This window comes from Undibacterium sp. (genome assembly GCF_030683615.1).
GTDB lineage: Bacteria > Pseudomonadota > Gammaproteobacteria > Burkholderiales > Burkholderiaceae_D > Undibacterium > Undibacterium umbellatum.
In genome coordinates this window covers 16702-42323 of record NZ_JAUXQE010000011.1, presented here as the reverse complement: position 1 = coordinate 42323, position 25622 = coordinate 16702, and the positions used below count along the sequence as shown (strand labels likewise).

The window sequence follows — 25622 nt, the reverse complement described above, 5'->3', positions numbered from 1 at the left end:
ATAGGCTACTCAATTGTGCATGCAGCCAGCATATTTATTGCTAAAATAAACATTAACCACGTTATTCAGATTTTTGCAGACAAAAAACTCATCTGGAATTATGGTTAACAAAAATTGAAACAGAAAACAACAAGGCACTGAAGCACACGTAACTCCGAGAAACAGGGGAAACCGATGAACATGTTAGACAGACGTGACTTAGGCATCTTGATCGTGGACGATAACGATATCAGTCGTTCCATGCTGCGTCATATCCTCAACAGCGAAGCATTTAATGTAATCGGCGAAGCTTCAAGCGGTGTCATCGCGCTAGACTGGCTTGAAAAAACCATACCCGAGATTGTTTGCCTGGACGTCATGATGCCTGATATCAGTGGTCTGGAAATTCTTGAGCATATCAAGAGTGTGTCACCCGAAACCGTCGTCCTGATGGTCACTGGAAGCAATAACCGGGATACAGTGGTCAAGGCCATCAAGGCCGGGGCCAATGGCTTTATTGTCAAGCCCTTCAACCCCGCCACCCTGCTGCAATCCATGCATTATGCCGTCAACAAATCCCAAAAGCAGTTGAAAACCATGATAGATCGCAGGAAAGCCTGGAAGAACTCCGGGCTAATTTAAGCATCAGGCAGAACGTCCGCTTAACAAGTTTGCCATGGCAACATAGGCGTCCAGGGGGATGGTTTCAGGCCGCAGTTGTGGATCGACACCACAGGCCAGCAAGTCGGCTTCAGACAACAATCCGGCAACGCAATTACGCACTACCTTGCGTCTCTGGGAAAAGGCCTTGGTGACGACTTCTTCCAGTTTCCGGATATCGCAAGGCACGGCGCCCGGCTTGGGTATCATGCGCACGATGGCAGATTCCACCCGCGGAGGCGGGTCAAAGGCTTCTGGCGGCACAATGAACATCAATTCCATGTGATAGCGTACTTGCAGCATGACAGACAGACGGCCATAGGTCTTGCTGCCAGGATCAGCGACCATGCGCTCGACAACTTCTTTTTGCAGCATGAAATGCTGGTCTTCCACCAGCGGCGCTATCTCGGCCAGATGGAATAACAAAGGGCTGGAGATGTTGTAAGGCAAATTTCCTACTACACGCAGCTTTTGACCTTCAGGCACGGGGATGGAGGCAAAATCAAATTGCAGAGCATCGCCCTCATGCACGATGAGTTTTTCTGGCGAGAAGTTTTTCTTCAGGCGGGCCACCAGGTCCCTGTCCAGCTCAACCACATGCAATTGCGTCAAGCCGTCCAGCAACTGGCGTGTCATGGCTGCCAGGCCCGGGCCAATTTCCACCATGGTCTGGCCAGGGCGCGGATTGATGACGCGCGTGATATTGCTCAAGACCAGTTCATCGGTCAGGAAATTCTGGCCAAATCGTTTACGAGGGATATGTTTCATAGTATTGCTTGCTTGTTGACCATGCTGGCGGCACAACGTATAGCCACCAGCATACTGCTGATATCTGCATGACCAGTGCCCTTGGCTGCCAGGTCAAGGGCAGTGCCATGATCGACCGAGGTGCGTATCAATGGGAGACCAAGGGTGATATTCACACCCAGCCCAAAACTCGCATGCTTAAGCACAGGCAAACCCTGATCATGGTACATGGCCAATATACAGTCTGCCTGCTCCAGGTATTTTTGCTGGAACAAAGTATCGGCAGGATAAGGACCGCTGACTTGCATGCCAGCCGCTTGCGCCTTTTTAATGACGGGCGTGATGACTTCGATTTCTTCCATGCCCAGATAACCGTTCTCACCCGCATGCGGGTTCAGGCCCGCTACCAGGATGCGTGGATTTTCTATGCCAAACTTGCTGCGCAAGTCGGCATGGATGATTTCTATGGTTTTCCATAAGTCATCAAATTGTATCGCTTCGGCGACCTTGCGCAGTGGCAGGTGGGTGGTTGCCAGCGCTACCCGCAAAGCTTGCGGCAGTTGCGCATTGGCTTCGCTGGCGAGCATCATGACGACACGGCCAGTATAGGTTTTTTCGGCGAAATACTCAGTATGACCGCTGAAAGAGACACCGGCATCATTGATGGTGCTTTTTTGCAATGGTGCCGTGACAACCGCCTCACACCATTTGCGCTGCACACTTTCAATTGCCACATCCAGAGTCTGTAAAACGGCACGGCCATTACGCGGGTCCAGCTGACCGGCAATGACAAAGGCATTCAAGGGGCAATCAATGATAGTCAGGCGCTCGTTGCCAGAGGCAGGCAGGCCCTGATGACGCAAGGCCTGCAGGGACACGCCCATCATACTGATGGCAGGGTCCAGCTCGGCTGCCAGCATGGACAGATAGGCAGTGTCGCCTATCAACACTGACCTGACTTCATGTCTTAACTGCCAGGCAGCCCGTATCGCAATTTCAGGCCCTATGCCGGCCGGTTCGCCTACGGTTACCGCGATGACCGGCAAACTGGGCTGTGGCATTATTTTTCTTCCAGGCGGAAATCAACATAGGCGCGGTCACGGATTTCGCGCAGCCAGTCTTGCAAGGCTTCATCCGATTTGCGCTCGCGCACGGCCTGGCGGGCAGCCATGCGCTGCCTGTCTTTGGACAACTCATCAGTCTTGCGCTCAGTCACCTGGATCAGATGGACACCAAATTGCGTGACGACAGGCTCACTGATCTGGTTGATGGCCAGTTTATCCATGGCTTGCTCAAATTCTGGCAAAGTCGTATTTGGATACAACCATCCAAGGTCGCCACCTTTGGACGCTGAACCGTCTGCAGAATGCGCCTTCGCCAAGTCTTCAAACGTGGCTTCCTTGGCTTCTATTTTTTTCTTGAAATCCAGCAATTTCTGACGTGCTTCTTCCAGGGTCACAATCTGGCTGACCTTCAGCAAAATATGGCGCGCACGGCTTTGCTGCTCGGCAGCGGCAGCTTTGCTGTCGTTGGCAGCACGTTTACCATTGACCTTGACGATATGAAAACCATTCGGGCTGCGTACGATGTCAGAGTATTCACCAACCTTGACTTTGCTGATGGCATCAACAAACAATTGCGGCAAGCGGTCTTGTTCACGCCAGCCTATGTCGCCGCCTTTCAAGGCTTCTGAGCTATCTGAGTATGTTACTGCAGTTTTGCCAAAGTCAGCGCCAGAGCGCAGTTTACCAATTACTTCTTCAGCGCGCTGGCGACGTGCCGCAATTTGCTCAGCAGAGGCCTTTTCAGGAATGCTGATCAAAATATGTGCCAGATTCAACTCTTGCTTGGCAGTTTTGTTGCTGGCATCTGCCGCCAGGTAATTATCGATTTCTGTTTCAGATACTTGTATTTTGCTGTCGACTTCACGCTCGCGTATGCGCTGCTTGAGGATGTCGTCGCGAATCTCTTCACGGAACTTCGCATAGGAAGTGCCTTCACGCTCGATCTGATTACGGAACTCTTGCAAGGACATTTTGTTTTGCTCAGCCAGACGCAACATGGTACGGTCCAGCATGACATCGTCTACACGCATGCCATTTTCTTTGGCAAGTTGCATTTGGGCGCGGTCAATAATCATGCGTTCCAGCAATTGCTTTTGCAAGGCAGCACGATCAGGCAAAGGCGTACCCTGCTTTTTCAGGCTCATTTCTACTACCCGTATTTGTTCATTCAATTCCTGGCGTGTAATGACTTCATCATTCACAACCACAATGATGCTATTCACCACTTGTGCCGAGCTTTGCGTTTTGGGCGGAACTACAGGGCTGAGTTTGACTTGTGACCAGGCTGTTGCGCTGATGAGCAAACCGGCGGAAACTGCCAGTGCAGTGAATAACTTGGTAAGTAAGTTAGTAAGTAAGTTACTTTGTTTCATTTGCAATAAAGGTCGCATATTGGTCCAAAATCCTGTTAAGCCATTCCCGATATAGAGCTACAAAACGGGCAAAAGTTGCAATATACACGTTCGTTCCCGTTTCACAAACAGCGGGCGCGAACATGGCTATTGTTAATACAGCAAATTATTTTTCACCAGCAACGAGCTAACGCTCGTTACCAGACTGGTAGCCTGAAATATTTTTCCTCAAGGCATCCAGTGGGTTTGCACCGAAGCCCAGTCTGGCCAAGCCATTCAATTCCAGTTGTACCGAGAAACCGGATGTATTACTGATACTGGTGGTGGCAAAGCGTTGCGCGAGAAAGCGCAAGGACCAGCAATCGGCCTTGTATTCAAAGCCAAGCAAACCATCCACCATTTTTTTATCCATCATGGAGTAATTGCTTCTGCCCACCATATACCAGCGGTCTGCCATCGGCCATTGTGCTGACACATCAATCTGTTCCAGACTATTGCGCTGGTAACGATATTCCAGATTCAAGACTTTTTTAGGTGCTGGCTGCCAGTGTATGCCGTAGTTGGCACGTACGGACTGCCTGTCTGTCTGGCTGAGTTGCAAGGCCATCTCCCCACTCAGCGTAGAGGAAAGTTTGCCCGTCGCCGCCAATAACAAGTCAGAACGGCTATTGCTGGCGGTATTATCAAGCGTCACTTTTTGCGTATTGAAATAGAAACGCTGACCAATCGCCAGTTTCAGGCTTTCATCGCCATTGCCTTCGATAAAACGTGAAATCAAGGCGGCAGTAATCTGGTTTGAGTCCCCTATCCTGTCCTGGCCGGTAAAGCGGTTTTCACTAAAAATCTGGGCAAAGTTAAAGTCAGCCACCGCACTATCAAAATTCGGCATGCGCGACTGATCACGGTAAGGTGTATTCACATAGAACAGTCTAGGTTCCAGAGTTTGCGTCAATTCCTTATTGAACATCGTCGTCTTGCGCTCGAATACCAGACCACTATCGACTGAGAATGTCGGCACCACCCGGTGAAAATCCGTTTCCTTGCCAGGTCCGGGGTTCACCAGATGATAATTGGTAGCATGTAAAGACACTTTAGGAATAACAAAAGCGCCCGCCTGCACCAGAGGCAAAGAAACCTGGGGATTAAAGACCATACGATCACCACGCACCAGGGTAGGATGCCAGAAACGTGTCAGTATGCTATCCAGTGACCAGTCCACTCCGCCGACATCATGCTGCTCTGCATGCAATTGCAATTGCGGCAAACGGTCGTAAGGACGGGCAATTGGAGCAGCCAGATCTTGCAAGACCTGATAATTCGACGTTCTCAGGCCCAGGTTCCAGAACGAGCCATAATAAGTCAGACTGGCTTCACGCAATAGCAAGCGTTGGGCAGTCTTGGTGATGGTGCGCGAAAAATCGGCGGGATAATCATCATCCGAAGCGGAATTGATATTCCAGGACAAGACCATCTGTGGCAAAAGTTGCTGTTGATGTATCGAAGCCACCGCATAGCGGTTGCTATTGCTTACCCTGTCGTTCCACAAGCCTTCTACACTGGTTTCACCTGAGTAGGTCTCACCCAGATAACGCCCTTCCAAACCCAGTTGCAGGCCGCGTCTGGCGATCATTTTGGGGTAAACCGTCAAGTCACGGTTAGGGGCAATATTAAAATAGTACGGTAAGGTCAGCTCTGGCCCACCTTTGGATGAAGCGCCCAAGATCGGCGGCAAAAAACCGGAGTGACGAGCACCCGACAACGGAAATGTCAGCGAAGGTGTTGCAAGGATGGGTACACCCTTGAAATACAAGACAGACTTACCTGCCACGCCGCGGTCCAGCCCGGTGTCCAGGTTCAGGGTGTCGGATTCCAGATACCAGTCCGGGTTCAAGCCTTCACAGGTGCTATAGGTGCCGCGTGTAATGATGGAACGCTCTTCATCCTGAAAATCAATGCGGGCAGCATGGCCCTGGGCATTATTGCGCAAGAGTTTATAGACAGGATTGCTGACATACCCGGCGCTGGCATCGAGTTGCATACGCAGGGCATCACCGGTATAGCAATCGCCATAGCGTTGCATGCGTATCTTGCCACTGGCGTCGACTTCATCTTCCAGGTTGCGGTACGTGGCTTCGTCTGCATTGATGCGGGTGCCGCCTTTGACAACCTCGACATTATGTTCGAACTTGATATAGCGCTCAGGCCTGCCTGTGAATTTCTCAGCCGTGATAGTGACTGGCGCATTCTTGTCGTCCTGCTTTTGCTTTTCGCTCAGCTTTTCCAGTTGCTTCTGGCTGAGCGCAGCCTCTTTAGCTCCTTTGCCCTCTTTGGGTTCTTGAGTCGATTTGTCATCTGGCAGTTGTTTTAGCTGAGTTTGTACCTGATTGTCATCTGGCGCATCGCTGGTAACAGTCTGGGCCATCGCCTGAGAAAAGTAGGCAGGCACCAAAACCGACACCAGAATCGCCGGGATAGTAGGAAACAACAGCGGTGAGTGAGATAATACGGGTTTCCTGCGCATGAATTCAGTGGTCATTAAGCGTTTTGCCAACAATGCTGGACGATATCATACAGACAATATGCCAGAAATCAGTCGCCTATTATAGGTTAAATGCTGGCAAAACCACTTGAAGTATGCAGACAAACTAACTTTCATTAAAATTTATACATGTCTTCTACAGCAATCCCAGGAAATTCTGCAGCATCTGCAGCGATCTCCCCCGAAAAAGAACAACGCAAACAGTCGCTACAAATCTGGCTTGCTGGCTTAACCGGCCACTCCCTGAAGCATGACAGCATGCGTACTGCCTCTGCCGACGCCAGCTTTCGCCAATATTACAGAATTGACACTGAAGACGGTAACAGCCTCATTGCCGTTGATGCGCCACCCGCAACAGAGAATAGCGCTGCCTTTATCAAGATGGCAAACTTGTTGAAAAGTATCAATCTGACTGTACCCGAAGTACTGGCACACGATCTTGAGCAGGGTTTCATGCTGGTGACCGATCTGGGCATGAATACTTATGGCCAGATCTTGAATAGTGATAATTCACACAAACTGTATATGGATGCCATAGACAGCCTGATCTTGCTACAAGCGCAAAGCCAGGCCGATGTCTTGCCGGAATACGATAGAGCCTTCCTGCAACGTGAATTGAATATCTTCAAGGAATGGTATATCGGCCAACACCTGGGTGTAACCCTGACGGATGCCCAGGAGGCCACACTAAACAAAGTATTTGACCATTTGCTAGCAAGTGCACTGGCACAGCCGCAAGTGTATGTGCACCGCGATTATCATTCACGCAACCTGATGTGGATGGACAAGGGCAATCCTGGCATCATCGATTTCCAGGATGCCGTGTATGGCCCCATTACCTATGACCTGGTGTCGTTGTTGCGCGACGCTTATGTGCAATGGGATGAAGAAATCGTCCTTGACTGGGCCATACGTTACTGGGAAAAAGCCAGACGCGCAGGCCTGCCGGTAGCTCCAGACATCGATAGCTTTTACCGCGATTTTGAATGGATGGGCTTGCAGCGTCATCTCAAAATCCTCGGCATCTTCGCGCGTCTGTCGCATCGTGATGGCAAGCATCATTACATCGCCGATATCCCGACCGTCATGGAATATGTGCGCAAAACTTCACATCGCTACAAGGAACTGATCCCACTATTGCGCCTGCTGGACGAGTTGCAAGACAATGCGCCGCAAGTTGGCTATACCTTCTAAGGCTGGGTCATGAAAGCCATGTTACTTGCCGCCGGGCGCGGCGAACGTATGCGTCCCCTGACTGATGCCTGTCCCAAGCCTTTACTCAAAGTACGCGGCAGGCCGCTGATCGTCTGGCATATCCTGAACCTGGTCAAGGCTGGTATCACTGAGATGGTCATCAATCATGCCCACCTTGGTCATATGATAGAAGATGCTCTGGGTGACGGTTCACGCTTTGGCGCAAAGATACAATATTCAGCCGAAGAACAGGCGCTGGAAACTGCCGGTGGCATCGCCAAAGCCCTGCACTTGCTGGGCGATGATCCATTCATTGTCGTGTCTGGTGACATCTATATTCCCCACTTCAATTTTGCTGAATGCCTCAATACCCTGGAAGAAAATGATCCCTGGGGTAATCCGCATGCAGAACATGAGCGCGATATTGCCTGGTTGTATATGGTGAAGAACCCCAGCTTTCATCCGACGGGTGATTTTGCCCTGACACTCATGGGCCTGTCGAATGAAGGCACACCACGCCACACCTTTGGCAATATCGGCGTGTATCGTCCGGAAATGTTTTCCTCCATACGCCCAGGTGATCACGCAAAGCTTGGGCCCTTGCTGCGTGAATACATAGATGCAGGCCGGGTCGGTGGCGAACTGTACCGTGGCGAATGGCATAATCTGGGCACACCTGATCAAATTGAAGCGCTGAACGCGCCATTGAACTTCAAAGGATAAGCATGAGCATCAACACCACCAACTATTTTGCGCGCCGCCAGCAATTGATGGCGCAGATGCAGGCACGAGGTGGTGGTGTAGCTGTCATACCAACGGCGCGCGAATGGATACGCAATAGTGACAATCACTTCCCCTTCCGTCACGACAGTTATTTTTACTATTTGTCTGGGTTCAATGAGCCTGAAGCGGTGATCGTGCTGGTCACCACTGCGGACAAACAAGAGTCGATTCTGTTTTGCCGCGAAAAAAATCCTGAGCGTGAAATCTGGGATGGCTTTCGTTTTGGCCCAGAGGCAGCCGCCCAAGAATTTGCTTTTGATGCCGCCTACTCTATCGCCAGCCTGGCAGAAAAATTGCCTGAACTGCTCAGCGATGCTCACACCTTGTTTTACAGCGCCGCACAGGAACCGCATATCGACAGCCAGGTACAACAAAGCCTGCAAGCCGTACGTGATAAAGGCCGCAGTGGCATCAAGGCACCTTCCATTAGCGTGGATGTGCGCGAGCTGATCGATGAAATGCGCCTGTTCAAGGATGCAACAGAAATCGCCCTGATGCAGCGTGCCGCCAGCATTTCTGCTGCAGCTCATACACGCGCCATGCGCAGTACCAAGCCGGGCAAATTTGAATATGAGCTGGAGGCTGAGCTGCTATATGAATTCCGTCGCAATGGCGCGCAGGCACCAGCCTATGGTTCCATCGTCGCCACAGGTGCCAATGCCTGTATACTGCACTACCAGAGCAATCACGCACAGATCAAGGATGGTGACCTGGTGTTGATCGATGCTGGTTGTGAATTCGATAGTTACGCTTCAGACATCACTCGCACTTTCCCCGCCAATGGCAAATTCAGCCCTGCACAAAAACGCCTGTATGAAATCGTACTGGCATCACAGCAAGCAGCACTGGAATGCGCGCGCCCCGGTTCTGTGTATATGGACGGTCACAATGCTGCGGTACGCGTGCTGACCCAAGGTATGCTTGATACCGGTTTGCTCGATAGAAACAAGGTCGGCAGTCTAGATGATGCTATCGCCAACGCGGCTTTCCGCCAGTTCTATATGCATGGCACTGGCCACTGGCTGGGGCTGGATGTACATGATGTTGGTGACTATAGAGCATCCACGGCAGCTGAAAAAACTGAAGATACCCGGCCATATCGCCAACTGCAGCCTGGCATGGTCATCACCATAGAGCCCGGCATCTATGTGCGCCCTGCTGAAAATGTGCCGCAGGAATACTGGAACATAGGCATACGCATAGAAGATGATATCCTGATCACAGCAGATGGTCATGTGAACCTCAGCCGCGATACACCAAAAAATGTAGCAGAGATAGAAACAGAAATGGCCAAGCCTTAGGGCGCAAAAGATGACTCACACTATCAATGATGTCGATATCGCGATTTGTGGCGCAGGCCCGGTAGGCCAGGTGCTGGCTTTATTGCTGTATCAGCAGGGTTATGCTGCTGAGCGCATTGCACTCTACGATGCAAAGACTGCTGAGCAGGCAGAACAGGATGCCCGTTCCATCGCTATTTCCTATGGCAGCAGGCAAATCCTGCAAGCCGCTGGTGCATGGCCAGTCAAGTCAACTGCCATCCAGGAAATCCATGTTTCACGCCGTGGCCATTTTGGCCGCAGCCTGATGCGGGCTGCAGACTATGCCGTACCTGACCTGGGTTATGTCGCACGCTATGGCGATATCATAAAGCCACTTCAAGCAGCCATCAGCCGCAGTGGAGTACATATACAAAGGCCAATGAACGTCACCGCCCTGGAAGAGGCCGACGACCATGTGCGCCTCACTTTACGTAAAGCGGGGACGGAAGAAATCAGCCACATCAGTGCCAGCATCGTCATACAGGCAGAGGGTGGCACTTTTGGTGATCAGGAACAGCGTAGCCAGCGTCATGATTACCAGCAGACTGCCATCATCGCCCATGTGAATACGGATGCCCAGATAGCCGGACGCGCTTTTGAGCGTTTCACAGAGCAAGGCCCGCTGGCTCTGTTACCGCAAGAAGATGGCTATGCCCTGGTCTGGTGTGTGCGTCCCGAACAGGCTGACCAGTTGCTGGCAATGGACGATCTTCAATTCAGGCTGGCCTTGCAAACTGCCTTTGGCCATCGCCTCGGCAATTTCATCAAGGCCTCGGCTCGTGTATCTTATCCGCTAGGCTTGAACGCACAGGCACACGCCACTGCCCGCACTGTCTCCATCGGCAACGCCGCGCAAACCCTGCACCCGGTAGCAGGACAAGGTTTGAACCTCGGCTTGCGTGACTGCATGGTATTGGCACGTACGCTGACACGGCATTTGCATGATACTGCCAGCAGCGATACAGCCGCCGCCCTGCAAGCCTACTTGGCGGAGCGCCAGGCCGACAGGAAGCTGACCATACGCATCACCGACAGCATGGCCCGCGTATTTGCCAGCAGCCCTGACGGTTCTTTCAGTCAGGCATTGCTGGGGCTGGGATTGGGTGCGCTCGACATGGTAAAGCCAGCAAAACGTATGCTGGCAGAACAGATGATGTTTGGCTGGCGCTGAGCGCACACCTCGGTGCGCTCAATCATCCACTAGTTTTTGATCTCCAGAGCACGATTCAAGCTCAGCGCTGCTACCGAACATGCAGCGCCGGACAACAGGTAAAGACTGACATACTCCAGCCCGAAATGAGCAGACAAGCCCAGCGCAACCAGAGGAGCAAAGCCTGCTCCGACCAGCCATGCCAGGTCAGAAGTCAAGGCAGCACCTGTATAACGGTATTTGGGAGCAAAGTTAGAGGTCACAGCACCCGATGCCTGCCCGTAGGACAATCCCAGTACGGCAAAGCCCAGCAGAATAAAGAGATCCTGCCCAAACTCACTGCCGCCCAGCAAGGCTGGCACAAAGCCACTCAGCACGGCAATCATCAACGCCAGCGCAAATAACATTTTGCGACGGCCTATGCGGTCAGCGACCAGACCGGAAATAATGATCCCCACGATCATGAAGACAGCGCCAAACATTTGTATTTCCAGGAATTCGCTGAGAGAACGTTTGGAATAAAGCGTAATCCATGACAATGGGAACACCGTAACCAGATGGAACAGTGCGTAACTGGCCAAAGCCGCCAGCGCACCGATGAGCAGGTTGCGGCCCTGGGAACGGGTCATCTCGACGATATTGGTCGGCTCCAGTTCACGCTCATCGAGCAAATGCTTGTATTCATTGGTAGAAACCAGGCGCAAACGGGCGAACAAGGCAACCACGTTGATCGCAAACGCGACGTAGAAGGGATAACGCCATCCCCACTCCAGAAAGTCTTCAGTCGACAAATTGGCTAACATGTAAGCAAACAAGCCAGCCGCGATCATAAAGCCTACCGGTGCACCCAACTGACCCAGCATGGCATACCAGCCGCGCTTGTTTTCCGGCGCATTTAAAGCCAATAAAGAAGGCAAACCATCCCAGGAACCACCCAGCGCAACGCCCTGCCCTATGCGCAGCAAGGACAGTAACACAATAGAAGTTGCACCCAGATGCGAATAGGTTGGCAGGAATGCAATGCCAGCGGTAGAGGCGCCCAATAAAACCAGGGCTATGGTGAGCTTGGCTTCACGTCCCAGTCGCTTCTGGATTTCCATAAAGGCCACTGTGCCGAACGGGCGCGCCAAAAAAGCAAATGAAAAGATGACGAAAGCATACAGAGTGCCTTCCAGTCTTTGTTCAAATGGAAAGAAAACCTGGGGGAAGACCAGCACCGAAGCGAGTGCATAGACAAAGAAATCAAAATATTCCGAGGCTCTGCCGATGACGACGCCGATGGCGATTTCGCCTGGAGCAATAGAAGAATGGTCGGAATGATGGTCTTTCATATCCCTGCTTCCAGAAGCTGTCATATGGCTGGGGGGTAGTTCATTTTCATGGGTGCTGATGCTGGCCATAATCGTCCCTCAATTTGTCTCTAAAAATTATAGTCTGGCTCCCGTGCGATGTTCCAATTTTAATGCTTATTTGAAAACTAGGACAAAACGTCCAATCGCCAAGGCCTTTTTGTAAGGGTACATTAGCACAAATTTCTACAATCATTGACCTATCTCAATATGATTCCCTTATTTGCACGACGCGGATTTGCTGTTTTTTCTGCAATTTTGTTGGCGGGCTGCAACACGGTGGTAATGAATCCATCAGGTGATATCGCCGCTCAACAAAGCCATCTGATCTGGGTGTCTACCCTATTGATGTTACTGATCATTGTGCCAGTGATCTTTTTGACCATCTTGTTTGCCTGGCGTTACAGACAAAACAACACTTCGGCAAAGTACGAACCAGACTGGGATCATTCCACCCAGCTTGAACTGGTGATCTGGGGTGCGCCACTGCTGATTATCATCGCCCTCGGCATGATCACCTGGATCAGCACGCATACCCTTGACCCCTATCGCAATCTATCGCGCCTGGACGAAAATCGCCCGATTCCCGCCGATACAAAGGTATTGCATGTCGAAGTGGTAGCGTTGGACTGGAAATGGTTGTTCATCTACCCCGACCTTGGCATTGCCACCGTTAATGAACTCGCAGCGCCTGTAGACGTACCTGTACGCTTCAAGATTACTGCATCGAATGTCATGAACTCCTTCTTCATCCCGGCACTGGCAGGCCAGATCTATGCCATGCCTGGCATGCAGACGACGCTCAACGCGGTGATCAACAAACCGGGCGAGTTTGACGGTTTTTCAGCAAACTACAGCGGCGCAGGCTTCTCCGACATGCGCTTCAAGTTTCATGGCATGACTGCCCAGAATTTTGAACAATGGGTGCAGGCTGCCAAAGCCAAGACACAAACGCTGGACCGTGCGACTTATCTGAAACTGGAAAAGCCAAGCGAACGCGAACCAGTACGCCATTACGCCAGTGTCGATGCTGATTTGTATCATGCCATCCTTAACCGTTGCGTCAGTGCCGGTGAAGTCTGCATGGACAAAATGATGATGAGTGATGCCAAGGCAAATGCCAGAGCCTATGCCGCATCTGATGCAAAAATGGATTTCAGCAATTTGTTTACGCAACGCCTGGAACAGGATAACGCCGCACGCAATGCGCGATTGTTAGCAAGTTTAGAAGCTGACCTCTGCAAAGCAACCCCTCTTATCATCGGAAATAAATGATGCAAGACCATATCGATTTGACGAAGTTGATCTTCGGCCGTCTCTCCTGGGATGCAATTCCCCTTCATGATCCTATCCTGCTGGCAACCTTTATTGCCGTCGCTATCGGTGGCATCGCCATTCTTGCAGCACTGACACATTTCCGTCTTTGGGGTATGTTGTGGCGCGACTGGATTACCAGTATCGACCATAAAAAGATAGGCATCATGTACGTGATTTTTGCCTTGGTGATGCTGTTGCGCGGCTTTGCTGATGCCATCATGATGCGCATACAGCAAGCAGTGGCCTTTGGTGACTCTGCAGGTTTCTTGCCGCCACATCACTATGACCAGATCTTTACCGCGCATGGCGTGATCATGATCTTCTTTGTAGCGATGCCGCTGGTGACAGGTTTGATGAACTACGTAGTGCCGTTGCAAATCGGTGCACGTGACGTCGCTTTTCCTTTCCTGAATAACTTCAGTTTCTGGATGACTGCCTTTGGCGGCGGCCTGGTCATGGCCTCGCTGTTCGTAGGTGAGTTTGCCCGGACTGGATGGCTGGCCTACCCGCCCTTGTCCGGCATCTTGTCCAGCCCGGACGTTGGCGTTGATTACTATATCTGGTCGCTACAGATCGCTGGTGTAGGCACTCTGCTCTCGGGGATCAACCTGATCGCCACCATCATTAAAATGCGTGCCCCTGGCATGACGATGATGAAGATGCCTGTGTTTACCTGGACTGCACTGTGCACCAATATTTTGATCGTGGCAGCCTTCCCTGTCCTGACTGCAGTATTGGGCATGTTGTCACTCGACCGTATGTTCGGCACCAATTTCTTCACCAATGATCTGGGTGGAAATTCCATGATGTATGTGAACCTGATCTGGATCTGGGGTCACCCAGAGGTCTACATCCTGGTCTTGCCTGCGTTTGGTGTGTTCTCTGAAATCGTCTCGACATTCTGTAGCAAACGTTTGTTTGGCTACACTTCCATGGTGTATGCAACCGTGGTGATCACGATTCTGTCATACCTGGTATGGTTGCATCACTTCTTCACCATGGGATCTGGCGCGAGTGTCAATTCCTTCTTCGGCATCACGACCATGATTATCTCGATTCCTACCGGAGCGAAGATATTCAACTGGCTGTTCACGATGTACCGTGGTCGTATCCGTTTTGAATTGCCCATGCTGTGGACCATAGGCTTCATGATCACTTTCGTTATTGGTGGCATGACAGGTGTATTGCTGGCAGTACCACCTGCTGACTTCGTTTTGCATAACAGCCTGTTCCTGATTGCCCACTTCCATAACGTCATTATCGGTGGCGTGTTGTTCGGTATGTTCGCTGGTATTAACTACTGGTTCCCAAAAGCTTTTGGTTACAAACTCGATGATTTCTGGGGAAAATGCTGCTTCTGGTTCTGGACTATCGGTTTCTATTTCGCCTTCATGCCTTTATATGTACTTGGCCTGATGGGAGTGACAAGACGTTTGAGCCATTTTGAAGATCAATCCCTGCAAATATGGTTCCAGATCGCGGCTTTCGGTGCCTTCCTGATTGCTCTGGGTATCGCGTCCTTTATCATCCAGTTGTATGTCAGCTTCAAGCGCCGTCACTTGCTGCGCGACTTTACAGGTGATCCATGGGGTGGACGTACGCTGGAATGGTCAACCTCGTCACCTCCTGCAGCCTATAACTTTGCCTTCACACCAAAAGTGTATGACAACGATGCATGGGCAGATATGAAGAGCAATCAATACAGCAGACCTACGGATGGTTTTGTACCTATACACATGCCCAAGAATACAGGCGCAGGCTTCATCATCGCCTTGCTGAGTGCGGTATGTGGTTTTGCCTTGATCTGGCAAATGTGGGTACCGGCAGTACTGGGCTTCGTTATCATGATGGCAGCCATCATCGTCCATACCTTCAATTACAAACGCGATTACTATATTCCTGTTGCCGATGTCATACGCACAGAAGGCGAACGTACACGTTTATTGGGTGCCGCCCATGTCTGATACTGCAACTTTTCCAAACGAGGGTATGAACTTGAATACCAGTGCAAATTCACAAGCAGGCAGACTTGCCAGCAGCGATTTTTATGTCAAGGAACATCATCCGGAAAACGGCACCCTGCTCGGTTTCTGGCTTTATCTGATGAGCGATTGCCTGATCTTCGCCTGCCTGTTTGCAACCTATGCCGTACTTGGCCGCAACTATGCAGGTGGCCCGACCGGTGCAGAACTGTTTGACTTGCCGCTGGTTGCCGTCAATACCTCCTTGCTGTTGTTGTCATCGATCACGTATGGCTTTGCCATGCTGGAAATGCAGCGCAAGCGTGTTAAAGCCACTTTGATCTGGCTAGGTATTACCGGCTTGCTGGGTGCCGGTTTTATCAGTCTTGAACTGTATGAATTTGCACACCTGATACATCAAGGTGCAGGCCCGCAGCGCAGTGGCTTTTTGACCTCCTTCTTTGCGCTGGTTGGCACACATGGCTTGCACGTGACTTTCGGTATTATCTGGCTTGTCACCCTGATGTTCCAGATTGGTCGTCATGGTCTGACTCCAGAAAATGGCAGGCGACTGATGTGCCTGTCCATGTTCTGGCATTTCCTGGACGTGATCTGGATCGGTGTATTTACCTTTGTTTATTTGATGGGAGTCTTGCCATGAGCGCACACCAAGAACACATGGCGCATGGTCATGGTAATCATCATGATGGTCACCACGGACATACGCACGCCAACCATGGCAGCCTGAAAGAATATGTAACTGGATTTGTCCTGGCCGTGATCCTGACCGCTATCCCTTTCTGGCTGGTCATGGGCAAAGTCATGAACAAGTCGAGTACCACAGGTATAGTCCTGCTGGTATTTGCAGCGGTGCAAATCGTGGTGCACATGGTGTATTTCCTGCACATGAATAGCAAATCCGAAGGTGGCTGGACCATGCTGGCCTTGCTATTTACCGGCATGCTGGTATTTATCATGATGAGCGGATCACTGTGGGTAATGTATCACCTGAATCACAATATGATGCCCGGCATGATGCATGAAACAGAAACAAAGCCGCAATCGATCAATGCTGCACCAATGCCCAAGCCCGCTGCGGACAATATGAAGTCCATGCCATCCATGCAATGAACGAGCATGAACAAGGAAGCACTGGAAAAAAAACTGACCTGACACCAAAGACAGGTCAGCCTTCCCATCGCTCCCGCTTATTCAGACTGGGCTTCACGGCCTGCATGGCAGTTATTTTTGCAGGCTTCTTTTCTCTCGGCACCTGGCAGGTGCTGCGCCTTCAATGGAAGCTCGATCTGATTGAGCGAGTTGAGCAGCGTGTACATGCAGCACCTGTACCCATCCCAGGTTTTTCAGTATGGCCAAACATCAATGCAAGTGCAGACGAGTACCGCCATGTGCAGGCCAGCGGTGTTTTCCTGCATGAGAAAACGGTTTTGACGCAAGCCACCACGGAATTAGGAGGCGGCTTTTGGGTTATGACGCCACTGGCAATTGCAGATGGCGCTACGATCCTGATTAACCGTGGTTACATCCCGGAAAAAATGGCCGCATCTTACTGGGCATCGTCAGGAAAAGATCGCCTCGCCACATCGGATGCAAGTAGCATTCAGGTCACTGGCCTATTGCGCATGACAGAACCAGGCGGAGGATTTTTAAGAAAAAATGACCCTGCTGGCAACCGTTGGTATTCACGCGATGTGAACGCCATTGCTACTGCAATTGGCTTAACCAAGGCCGCCCCTTTCTTTATCGATGCCGATGCAGGCCCAGACAACAACAAACTCGGCACTCAGAAAAATGGTGCCTTAGCCAACACCCCGGTTGCAGGCCTGACCGTGATTCATTTCCACAATAATCATTTAATTTACGCCATCGTCTGGTTCTTGCTGGCAGCAATGGCGGCAGCTGCCTGGGTATATGTAATCCGGCATCGAAACAACACCAGCACCTCCAATGAAGGGTATACCGCATAAACCGGGCTGGGATTGCAAATTTAATATATAGCCCATGATCTGTTAGCATGCACTAAAAAGCACAATAACGGGACATGGCAAGCATGACAAGAAAAATACCTCCTCATAGCATCGGGCAAGGCATAGTGGCAAAAACCGCAACAAAAACACCAGAAAACCAGTCTGCTATTGCGATAGCGTACGAAAACTCTGCAGGTCACAAGAACATGTTGCAGCTTATACAGTTGCGCTGGCTTGCCGTGTTTGGTCAGTTATCCACTATTTTGATCGTCATGTTTGGCTTTGGCATACAGTTGCCCCTGGTCAAAATGCTGGCTGTGCTGATCTGCCTGATAGGCTTTAATATTGCCAGCCACTTGCGCTGGCACGAGCGCGTGTACGTAACCAATGGCGAACTTGTTTTTGCCTTGCTGATTGATGTATTCAGCCTGACGGCCCAGTTGTACTTCGGCGGAGGTACGTCGAATCCCTTTGCTTTTCTGTATCTGCTGCAAGTGATTTTAAGTGCAGTCTTACTGGAAGCGTGGTCCACCTGGATCATCGTCGTCATCACCAGTGCCTGCCTGGCCGGACTCTCACTGTTTTCTGAACCCTTAACCCTGCCGCCAGGTGAAAACGGCGGACTGTCACACTTATACGTAGCTGGCTATATTATTTGCTTCATGCTCAATGCGGCCCTTTTGGTATTCTTTATCACCCGCATAGGCCGCAACCTGCATGCGCGGGATGTTCAACTGGCTGATCTGCATCAACGCGCGGTGGAAGAAGATCATATCGTGCGCATGGGTCTGCTGGCTTCTGGTGCGGCGCATGAACTGGGTACACCACTGGCAACGCTCTCTGTCATCCTGGGTGACTGGCGGCGCATGCCGGAATTCAAGAAAAACCCCGATCTGCTGGAAGAGATCAGCGAAATGGAAACACAGTTGCAACGCTGTAAAAGCATCGTCAGCGGTATATTGCTGTCAGCGGGAGAGGCGCGTGGTGAGTCTGCGCTCAAAACCACGATTAATACTTTTTTGAATGACCTCATCCAAGAATTTACAGCGACCCGAACTATCGTCTCATTTGGTTTCGATAATCAAATCAAAGAAGACATCCCCATCGTCTTTGATACCGCGCTCAAGCAAATGGTCTGCAACGTGCTCGACAACGCCCTGGAAGCATCCCCAGAATGGCTGCGCATGGAAGCCGTGCGTCGTGACGATTCGCTGATATTTACTGTAGTCGATCATGGTCCTGGTTTTGATCCCGTCATCCTGTCACGCATAGGTGAGCCGTACCAATCTACCAAAGGTCGCCCCGGCAGCGGCCTGGGATTATTTTTTGTCGTCAACGTGGCCCGCAAACTAGGTGGTCATATCACGGCATCCAACCGCGAAGAAGGCGGCGCCATCGTACAATTGAGCCTGCCACTGTCGGCGATTATGCTTTAACCGGGATTTTCCATTAAGATTGGCGGCAACGGCACACCCCCGACAAGGATGAAGCTCACAATTTCCGTAATTGCATCGTTGCAGCACCTCATCGACATCCCGGTTTAACTTCAGGAATCTTTTTACTATGCCAGAGAATCGTCTGCTACTCATTATCGAAGACGATACTGCTTTTGCCCGCACACTAGGTCGCTCGTTTGAGCGGCGCGATTACACTGTCTTGCACGCAAGCAGCAAGGAAGATGCTGAAAGATTATTATCAGATCATAGGCCGCAGTATGCTGTCGTTGACCTGAAGCTGAATGGACACTCTTCCGGACTGGCATGCGTACAGCTTTTGCATCAACACAATCCCGATATGCTGATTGTTGTACTCACAGGTTTCGCCAGCATTGCGACTGCAGTGGAAGCAGTCAAACTAGGCGCTTGTCAATATCTGTCAAAACCCTCCAACACCGATGATATTGAAGCCGCTTTTGGACATGTCGCTGGCACAGCAGAGGTAGAAATCACGAATCGCTCCACCTCCATCAAGAATCTGGAGTGGGAAAGAATTCACGAAGTTCTGGCTGAAACCGATTTTAATATTTCCGAAACAGCCCGCAGACTAGGCATGCATAGACGCACGCTTGCGCGTAAGCTGGAGAAACAAAGGATTAAGTAAATTAATCGTCTGCTATTATTTTAACCAAAAAACAGGGAATACCAGTCTCACAAGGATTGCTCTATAATCCGCCCTTCAACTGAAAGGAAACACCATGAAAATGCGCATCAAAAGACGCCATCTGAATTTTGGACGTATGTACAATCACCAACTGGCCGCCGTTCTCGAAGCAGCATTTGAAGAATTCAAAAGTAATTTCAGCGAACAAGGTGCATCCATTACTGAGTCCATAGACTCGCTGCAAGACCTGGGTGCCAGCTATCGCCACTTTAAGAAATTTGCCCTGCGTTTCGCCAAGGCACATTAAACCCAGCCCTTGACGAGTCGTTGTTGACGGCTTTCGCCTGAACACGCGACTCGTTTTCCGTTGGAAACCGCGTAAAGTCCTGCGGGCCCAACTATTCTTCACGAATTAAATGCTCCGCTCGATTGTGGGCATGACTCATTTTTTCGCTCATGACGCTTCGATCATGTGCGTATATCCCAAAACTCATTCGACATATTGCGATGGTTTCTCGTTGATGAAATCGATTGTAATTATAGCGTCACAGTCAATTCCTATAATTCTCTCATATACGGAAAATATATTTAATTTGCCGTATGTAGATTCATACGCCCCAGAGAAAAGGATTTCCAATGCGTCCCCGCTATTTGAGTTTGATTGCTATTTCTTTTGTTATTCCGTCCACTGTCTTTTTGCTGCATGGCTGCGGTAGCTCGTCTGACAGTACCGCCCAAGCACAAAAACCTGACCTCCCTGCCACTTCAGCTGCTGGATGGACAACCGGTGACTTGCATGTGCACACCATACAGTCCGACGACGCCCGCACAACACAAACGCTAGATACAGTACTAGATAAAGCATTTACCAGCTATGGGTTGGACTGGACGGCTATTACGAACCACCTGCGCTCCTCAAAATATGACCATAACGGTGCCCCCCTGACAAACCCGGTACCATTTGCGTATGGCATGGCATCCTATGAAATCCCCAGGATCAAAGCCTTGCAGGCATCTGGTCGCTATGCAGACAAAACCATTTTCTCAGGTTTTGAATGGGATATGCCTACGCATGATCATCTAGGCGTCAGCATTTTTGATGTAGTAGATGGCAAATTGATTTCGTCTACGTCAGCGGCCAAGGAATTTCAATATCTGTTCACCACGCTGGAAGACAGCAAATTTGATGCGGCGGATGTCAGCAAGTGGAAAGCGAAATATCCCCAACGTTTCAACAGCACGGCAGCAGATGCCTTGCAAGCCATCTCGTGGTTGAAGAAAAATTATCCTGACACCAGTTTTATCACAATCAACCATCCTTCGCGCAATCCCGGCAAGTACACGATTGCCGACTTCCGCACGATGAATGACATGGCACCCAACATCATGTTCTCGATAGAAGGCATGGTCGGCAACCAGATGGAACCAGATCGAGGTGGTTATACCTCCAGCTATACCGATGCCAACAAACCAAATCGTGTTTATGGTGGGGTTGATTCCATCGTCGCGCAAGTGGGCGGTGTATGGGATGCCTTGCTGGGTGAAGGTCGTCGCATCTGGAATATTGCCGATTCTGACTCCCATTTTAAAATCGATGACGCAGGCAATAGCAGTGGTTACTTCCCGGGCGAATACGCGAAGAACTATGTGTGGATGAACGACAAGAAAGCAGGCGTGAATGAATTGATCAAGAGCCTGCAGTCAGGCAGAATGTTCAGCGTATTTGGCGACCTTATCAATGCCATGGAATTTACCGTCAGTAATGTCAATAATGCCAGCGATGTAAAAAACATGGGACAAGAGCTGAAGGTAGCGAACGGCAGCACGGTTGATGTCAACATACGCTTCAAAAGCCCGGCCAGGAATAATTATGAATTTCCACTCGGTAGTGGCGTATCTGCCAACAAGGCACCGAAGGTGGATCATGTGGATCTGATCGTGGGTGATGTTGGCAGGAAGGCGGCACCGGATTCCAGTGCTTACAATGTGGCAAGCAATCCTAGCACCAAAGTTTTGAAACGCTTCACCAGCGCCGACTGGAGAACAGACGCTGAAGGTTACTACGTCATCAAGTACCAGATGGTTGTGCAGAAAAATCAGTACCTGCGCTTGCGTGGCACCAACCTCGGCATCAACGTCGCAGACATGACAGAAAATGGTGAACCATTGGCCGATGCCAAAATCACGACCACTGACAACCCGACGCGCCACAACCAGATCAATGACCGTAACTACGCCAGTCTGTGGTTCTATTCCAATCCAGTCTTTGTTAGCGTGAACTAAGCCTGGCCGTATCAAGGGTGGGGAGAGTACCTTGCGCTGAATGTAATTGCAGGTCACTTCCCCACCCCTCATCCAACACATGGGAAATTATCTTTTCGATAAATTTCACCTTGGACGAAGGATCAAAGTGAACATCTGTTACTCCATCGTTGATCAAAACTGTATTCCTTTCGCATAAATATTCAGGAGTACAATTTATGCTATGAAATAACGAGGGAGGGCCGCAATGAAACTGTATCCATTATTCCTGCTGATGGCAGCAGCCACCGTGTTCAGCCCTGGTCCTGGTGTAGTCATGACACTGACAAATGCTTTACGCTATGGCATGCGCGGCACTTTTGGCGGCATCCTGGGCATCTCCTTTGGTGCTTTGATTGTAGCCGCAATTTCTGCTACCAGTGTGGGTGTCATCCTGGCAGCATCAGCTACTGCATTTACCGCACTCAAGCTGCTGGGCGCTGCTTACTTGATTTTTCTCGGCATCAAGCTCTGGCGTGCACCTGCCTTTCGCTTCACTGAAGGCAATGCCCATGAAGCCAGCTTCAAAAAACGTTTTTTGGAAGGCCTGTCTTTACAAATGACCAACCCCAAGGCGATATTCTTTTTCCTGTCAGTATTCCCGCAATTCATCGACCCAGCCATGAGTTTTGGCTTACAGTTTGCGGTACTGGTCATGACTTATAGTAGTCTGATTATTGTCATTCATAGTGGCTACGCAATTTTTGCCAGTCGGGCCAAAACCTGGCTGACCTCGGAAAAAGGCGGCTCATATATGAACAAAATTGGTGCTGCCACCTTCATATTTTTCGGTTGCGCCCTGGCAGGCGCCAAGCGCACTGTATAAGTCGATCAGGCAATGATTACATTACGGTGCACCGCACAAGTGTGCCAGAGCAACAGAAAGCCCATTCTTGACATTTGATAACAAGTACAACTGATGTTTTCTGCTAGCATCCAGAGTAGGCCTGCACTGAACGAGATGCGGTCTAGTTAGTTCGCATCCTTATAGCCAACAAGGTTGCTGGCAAAAACAGTATGCTTGTTTCTCCCGCTTCACTCACCTGCAGAGGTAGGCATGTCAACCAGACGTATAGGGATGTCTGACATTGTCATAGGGCAAGCCTTGCCATGGGATGTGTATGGCAGTGACGGCAGCTTATTATTGCGCAAAGGCTTTATTGTCACCAGCCCGAATCAGGTATCAGCGCTCATAGAGCGTGGCCTGTTTGCAGATACCGGCAAGTCTGACGCGGGTCTGCGTGATGGTAAAACGGTAGAAAAAGCCAGCGAAGCTCCCTCAGTCGTGCGCACAATCAATGCTGTGCGTGCTGAATTACGCAGGCTGGTCTATAACCTGGCGACAGAAGCGGATGTACCAGCACAACTGATATCCCTGACAAAAAAAATGGGTGCGGCAGTCTTCATGGCACCTGATGTTGCGCTAGGTTGCATCCTGTTGAACCAGGATGATAATTACGGCCCACGACACTCGGTCGATACCGCCGTCGTTTCCTTGCTCATTGCCCGTACACTCAAGAAACCTGCCGATGAAATGCTCATGCTGGGGGCAGCAGCACTGACCATGAATGTTGCCATGCTGAGGCAGCAAGAAAAATTGCAGGAAAAAAGCGAGACATTGAGCGCATCAGAACAGCAGCTGATTTCTGAGCATCCGGAAACCGCTGTCAGGATGTTGCGTGCGGCGGGCGTTGACAATGAAGACTGGCTTTCCTGGGTCTTGCATCATCATGAAAACGAAGATGGCAGTGGCTACCCGGAAAAAAAAAGCAGTGCCGATATCCCGCAGAATGCCAAGATCATTTCCCTTGCTGACCGCTATTGCGCACGGGTCTGCGCCCGCAGTTATCGCAAATCCATGCTGCCGAATGCAGCGCTGCGTGACATTCTGGTGGAAGGCAAATCCAAGATAGACCCCATGCTGGTGACGGTATTTATCAAGGAACTGGGCACCTACCCGATAGGGACTTTCGTCAAGCTGGAAAGCGGCGAAACTGCGGTCGTGACAGGCAAAGGTGCGACCACCACGACACCCTTGGTGCACGCACTGCTTGGGCCGCGTGGCACACCTTTGTCGATGCCAATCAGGCGCGATACACAAAAGCCGTTGATGGGTATCCGTGAAGTCTTGCACCGCGATCAGGTGCCAGTCAAATTCACCATGCGCCACTTGTGGGGCGACATCGCCCGGCTATGAATCATCCACTTACCAGGACTAAGTCACCCTATCATGGACAACGATTTCCCAGGACTGCAAGAAGTCAGCAATGAAGAAAGTTTTGAAGACCTCAACCAGCCGGACTATCAGAGTCTGGTGTATTTATATTTTGCTGACAATGAAGCCGCTCAACAACTGGCGACGACGCTTGAATTGCACCATCACGAAGTGATCTGTTTTGACGACGCAGATGAATTGCAATCTGCCATCATCGTCAGAGCCCCACAGGCTCTGGTCGTGGACGTAGATAGTCCGGCAGGAGAAATTGCAAGAAAAAAAATCGGTAACCGGATTATCGGCAATTGCCCTGTTATCTATGTTTCAGCCATTGATGATTTCATGCAAAGACTGGCTGCCGTGCGCGAAGGTGCCGAAGGTTATTTTCTTAAACCCCTGGATGCAGATGCGCTGAGCGCCAGGATAGATGAAAAAATTGCCAGAAATGAAGTCATGGCCTACCGCATCCTGGTCGTTGACGATGATGAAATGCTGGCCAGTTATTATGAGGCCATCCTAAGCAGTGCCGGCATGCATGTTAAATCCATCAATGACCCTGTCGAGGTGCTGGATGCATTGAAGAAATTCAAACCCGAGCTGGTACTGACCGATTTGAACATGCCAGTTTGCAATGGGCTGGAAATGGCGCAGATAATTCGGCAAAACAATCGTTACCTGGATATACCCATTGTCTTCTTGTCCAGCGAAACTCAAAAAGAAATGCTGGCCATAGAAACCGGGGCAGATGACTTTCTCAGCAAACCCATAGACCCCGAAAAACTGATATCGACCATCGCCAGCAGGGCGGAACGTTATCGTAATTTACGCAAGCAGAGATAGCAAAGCGCGGATTCATCAGTCTATCGGCAGTCCGCTGACGGGCTTGATTTCTTCCATGCAAATCATGGAACGCAATGAAGCAACCCCAGGCACCTGCATCAGGGTGTCTGTCAGGAATTGCGACAGGCTTTTCAAATCGCTGGCGACGACCTTGAGTATGTAATCAAAGTCGCCGGAGATCGTGTGGCACTCTATGATCTCTGGAAATGCCTTCAATTGTCGTTCAACCTCGCGCACATTGCGAAACTGTTCCCGGTCCAGTGACAGGTTCACGAATGCCATCACGCCAAGGCCCAGCGCCTCAGGTGCAACCTGTGCAACATAGGCACGTATCACCCCTTTTTCTTCCAGCGTCCTGACCCTGCGCAGTGTTTGTGGTGCTGACAAATGTATGCGCTCAGCCAGGCTTAAATTACTCATGCGTCCATCTTGTTGCAAATGGCGCAAGATACTGCGGTCATATACGTCCATTTTTATCTCCCGGCTGCATCCCGATTTTCAGGATATTTTGTCATTTTCGTTAAATGAGAAATTTAAACACATTATTTACAGATATATGAAACTTAATTTCTATTTACATGAAATTTACATCTCATTTAGCAATCTAATTCTTTGCCCGGCTGGCTACAATGGTAAACAGAATACATAGCACAACAGGTGCGCAAGAGCCTGATGCGAAATGGGTCTGGTGGATTTTCAGAAAATCGCACTCTTCTTCGAAGGAGTGGATGAAAGTCTCGCAACATCAGGAAAACCAGGGT

Annotated in this window: 23 protein-coding genes; 17 read left to right on the top strand and 6 right to left on the bottom strand. The window is 50.4% G+C overall.

All coding sequences use genetic code 11. From position 1 onward, the window contains the following. Positions 1-174 precede the first annotated feature (174 nt). The gene (locus Q8K39_RS07010; RefSeq protein ID WP_186952236.1) at positions 175-621 is read left to right on the top strand and encodes a response regulator; all 447 of its coding nucleotides are present in this window, start codon (positions 175-177) and stop codon (positions 619-621) included. A gap of 3 nt (positions 622-624) precedes the next feature. Here Q8K39_RS07010 and rsmA read toward each other — a convergent pair whose 3' ends face one another. The 4 genes from rsmA to Q8K39_RS06990 form a co-directional block, all read right to left on the bottom strand. After that, complete coding sequence (rsmA, locus tag Q8K39_RS07005) at positions 625-1407, bottom strand: 16S rRNA (adenine(1518)-N(6)/adenine(1519)-N(6))-dimethyltransferase RsmA (RefSeq protein WP_305258967.1); 783 nt, start codon at positions 1405-1407, stop codon at positions 625-627. Beyond that, positions 1404-2447, bottom strand: a complete 1044-nt coding sequence (gene pdxA / locus Q8K39_RS07000) for a 4-hydroxythreonine-4-phosphate dehydrogenase PdxA (protein WP_305258965.1) — start codon at positions 2445-2447, stop codon at positions 1404-1406. The genes rsmA and pdxA overlap by 4 nt, the downstream gene beginning before the upstream one ends. Next, a complete protein-coding gene (locus Q8K39_RS06995; RefSeq protein WP_305258963.1) occupies positions 2447-3823 on the bottom strand; it encodes a peptidylprolyl isomerase in 1377 nt (458 codons plus the stop codon). Before Q8K39_RS06995 ends, pdxA begins: the two co-directional genes overlap by 1 nt. 166 nt (positions 3824-3989) lie before the next feature. Next, positions 3990-6338 (bottom strand): LPS-assembly protein LptD, encoded by a 2349-nt coding sequence (locus Q8K39_RS06990; protein WP_305258962.1) that lies wholly within the window; start codon positions 6336-6338, stop codon positions 3990-3992. Between the two features lie 132 nt (positions 6339-6470). Between Q8K39_RS06990 and Q8K39_RS06985 the strand changes: the two genes are divergently transcribed. The 4 genes from Q8K39_RS06985 to Q8K39_RS06970 are packed head-to-tail and all read left to right on the top strand — an operon-like array spanning position 6471 to position 10811. Beyond that, positions 6471-7535, top strand: a complete 1065-nt coding sequence (locus Q8K39_RS06985) for an aminoglycoside phosphotransferase family protein (protein ID WP_370868574.1) — start codon at positions 6471-6473, stop codon at positions 7533-7535. 9 nt (positions 7536-7544) lie between these two features. After that, entirely contained in the window at positions 7545-8258 is a 714-nt protein-coding gene (gene murU, locus Q8K39_RS06980; protein ID WP_186952230.1) for an N-acetylmuramate alpha-1-phosphate uridylyltransferase MurU, read from the top strand. Between the two features lie 2 nt (positions 8259-8260). Then, entirely contained in the window at positions 8261-9619 is a 1359-nt protein-coding gene (gene pepP / locus Q8K39_RS06975) for a Xaa-Pro aminopeptidase (RefSeq protein ID WP_305258961.1), read from the top strand. Positions 9620-9629: 10 nt separating this feature from the next. Further along, entirely contained in the window at positions 9630-10811 is a 1182-nt protein-coding gene (locus tag Q8K39_RS06970) for an FAD-dependent monooxygenase (RefSeq protein WP_305258959.1), read from the top strand. A 29-nt stretch (positions 10812-10840) separates the two neighbouring features. On the opposite strand, the gene Q8K39_RS06965 is transcribed toward Q8K39_RS06970, so the two are convergent. Next, positions 10841-12145: an MFS transporter gene (locus tag Q8K39_RS06965; protein WP_230413648.1), complete on the bottom strand. Its 1305-nt coding sequence runs from the start codon at positions 12143-12145 to the stop codon at positions 10841-10843. A 204-nt stretch (positions 12146-12349) separates the two neighbouring features. Between Q8K39_RS06965 and cyoA the strand changes: the two genes are divergently transcribed. The 12 genes from cyoA (at position 12350) to Q8K39_RS06905 (ending at position 24861) form a co-directional block, all read left to right on the top strand. Then, positions 12350-13414 (top strand): ubiquinol oxidase subunit II, encoded by a 1065-nt coding sequence (gene cyoA, locus Q8K39_RS06960; protein ID WP_305258957.1) that lies wholly within the window; start codon positions 12350-12352, stop codon positions 13412-13414. Further along, the gene (gene cyoB, locus Q8K39_RS06955) at positions 13414-15420 is read left to right on the top strand and encodes a cytochrome o ubiquinol oxidase subunit I (RefSeq protein ID WP_305259107.1); all 2007 of its coding nucleotides are present in this window, start codon (positions 13414-13416) and stop codon (positions 15418-15420) included. The genes cyoA and cyoB overlap by 1 nt, the downstream gene beginning before the upstream one ends. A 25-nt stretch (positions 15421-15445) precedes the next feature. Then, complete coding sequence (cyoC, locus tag Q8K39_RS06950) at positions 15446-16078, top strand: cytochrome o ubiquinol oxidase subunit III (RefSeq protein WP_230413647.1); 633 nt, start codon at positions 15446-15448, stop codon at positions 16076-16078. Next, positions 16075-16548 (top strand): cytochrome o ubiquinol oxidase subunit IV, encoded by a 474-nt coding sequence (gene cyoD / locus Q8K39_RS06945; RefSeq protein ID WP_186952223.1) that lies wholly within the window; start codon positions 16075-16077, stop codon positions 16546-16548. Before cyoC ends, cyoD begins: the two co-directional genes overlap by 4 nt. Continuing rightward, positions 16545-17405, top strand: a complete 861-nt coding sequence (locus tag Q8K39_RS06940) for an SURF1 family protein (RefSeq protein ID WP_305258955.1) — start codon at positions 16545-16547, stop codon at positions 17403-17405. The genes cyoD and Q8K39_RS06940 overlap by 4 nt, the downstream gene beginning before the upstream one ends. An 83-nt stretch (positions 17406-17488) precedes the next feature. Beyond that, positions 17489-18841, top strand: a complete 1353-nt coding sequence (locus Q8K39_RS06935; RefSeq protein WP_186952222.1) for an ATP-binding protein — start codon at positions 17489-17491, stop codon at positions 18839-18841. A 127-nt stretch (positions 18842-18968) separates the two neighbouring features. Further along, on the top strand, positions 18969-19505 hold the full coding sequence (locus Q8K39_RS06930) for a response regulator transcription factor (RefSeq protein WP_186952221.1): 537 nt from the start codon (positions 18969-18971) through the stop codon (positions 19503-19505). Between the two features lie 94 nt (positions 19506-19599). Further along, positions 19600-19812, top strand: coding sequence for a hypothetical protein (locus Q8K39_RS06925; protein ID WP_186952220.1), 213 nt, complete (start codon positions 19600-19602; stop codon positions 19810-19812). A gap of 329 nt (positions 19813-20141) precedes the next feature. Continuing rightward, a complete protein-coding gene (locus Q8K39_RS06920; protein ID WP_305258951.1) occupies positions 20142-21788 on the top strand; it encodes an S-layer protein in 1647 nt (548 codons plus the stop codon). A 226-nt stretch (positions 21789-22014) separates the two neighbouring features. Next, positions 22015-22632, top strand: a complete 618-nt coding sequence (locus tag Q8K39_RS06915) for a LysE family translocator (RefSeq protein WP_186952219.1) — start codon at positions 22015-22017, stop codon at positions 22630-22632. 231 nt (positions 22633-22863) lie between these two features. Then, positions 22864-24003: an HD-GYP domain-containing protein gene (locus tag Q8K39_RS06910; RefSeq protein ID WP_230413601.1), complete on the top strand. Its 1140-nt coding sequence runs from the start codon at positions 22864-22866 to the stop codon at positions 24001-24003. Positions 24004-24036: 33 nt separating this feature from the next. After that, on the top strand, positions 24037-24861 hold the full coding sequence (locus tag Q8K39_RS06905; protein ID WP_305258950.1) for a response regulator: 825 nt from the start codon (positions 24037-24039) through the stop codon (positions 24859-24861). A gap of 15 nt (positions 24862-24876) precedes the next feature. On the opposite strand, the gene Q8K39_RS06900 is transcribed toward Q8K39_RS06905, so the two are convergent. Next, positions 24877-25332: an Lrp/AsnC family transcriptional regulator gene (locus tag Q8K39_RS06900; RefSeq protein WP_162057814.1), complete on the bottom strand. Its 456-nt coding sequence runs from the start codon at positions 25330-25332 to the stop codon at positions 24877-24879. Positions 25333-25622 lie beyond the last annotated feature (290 nt).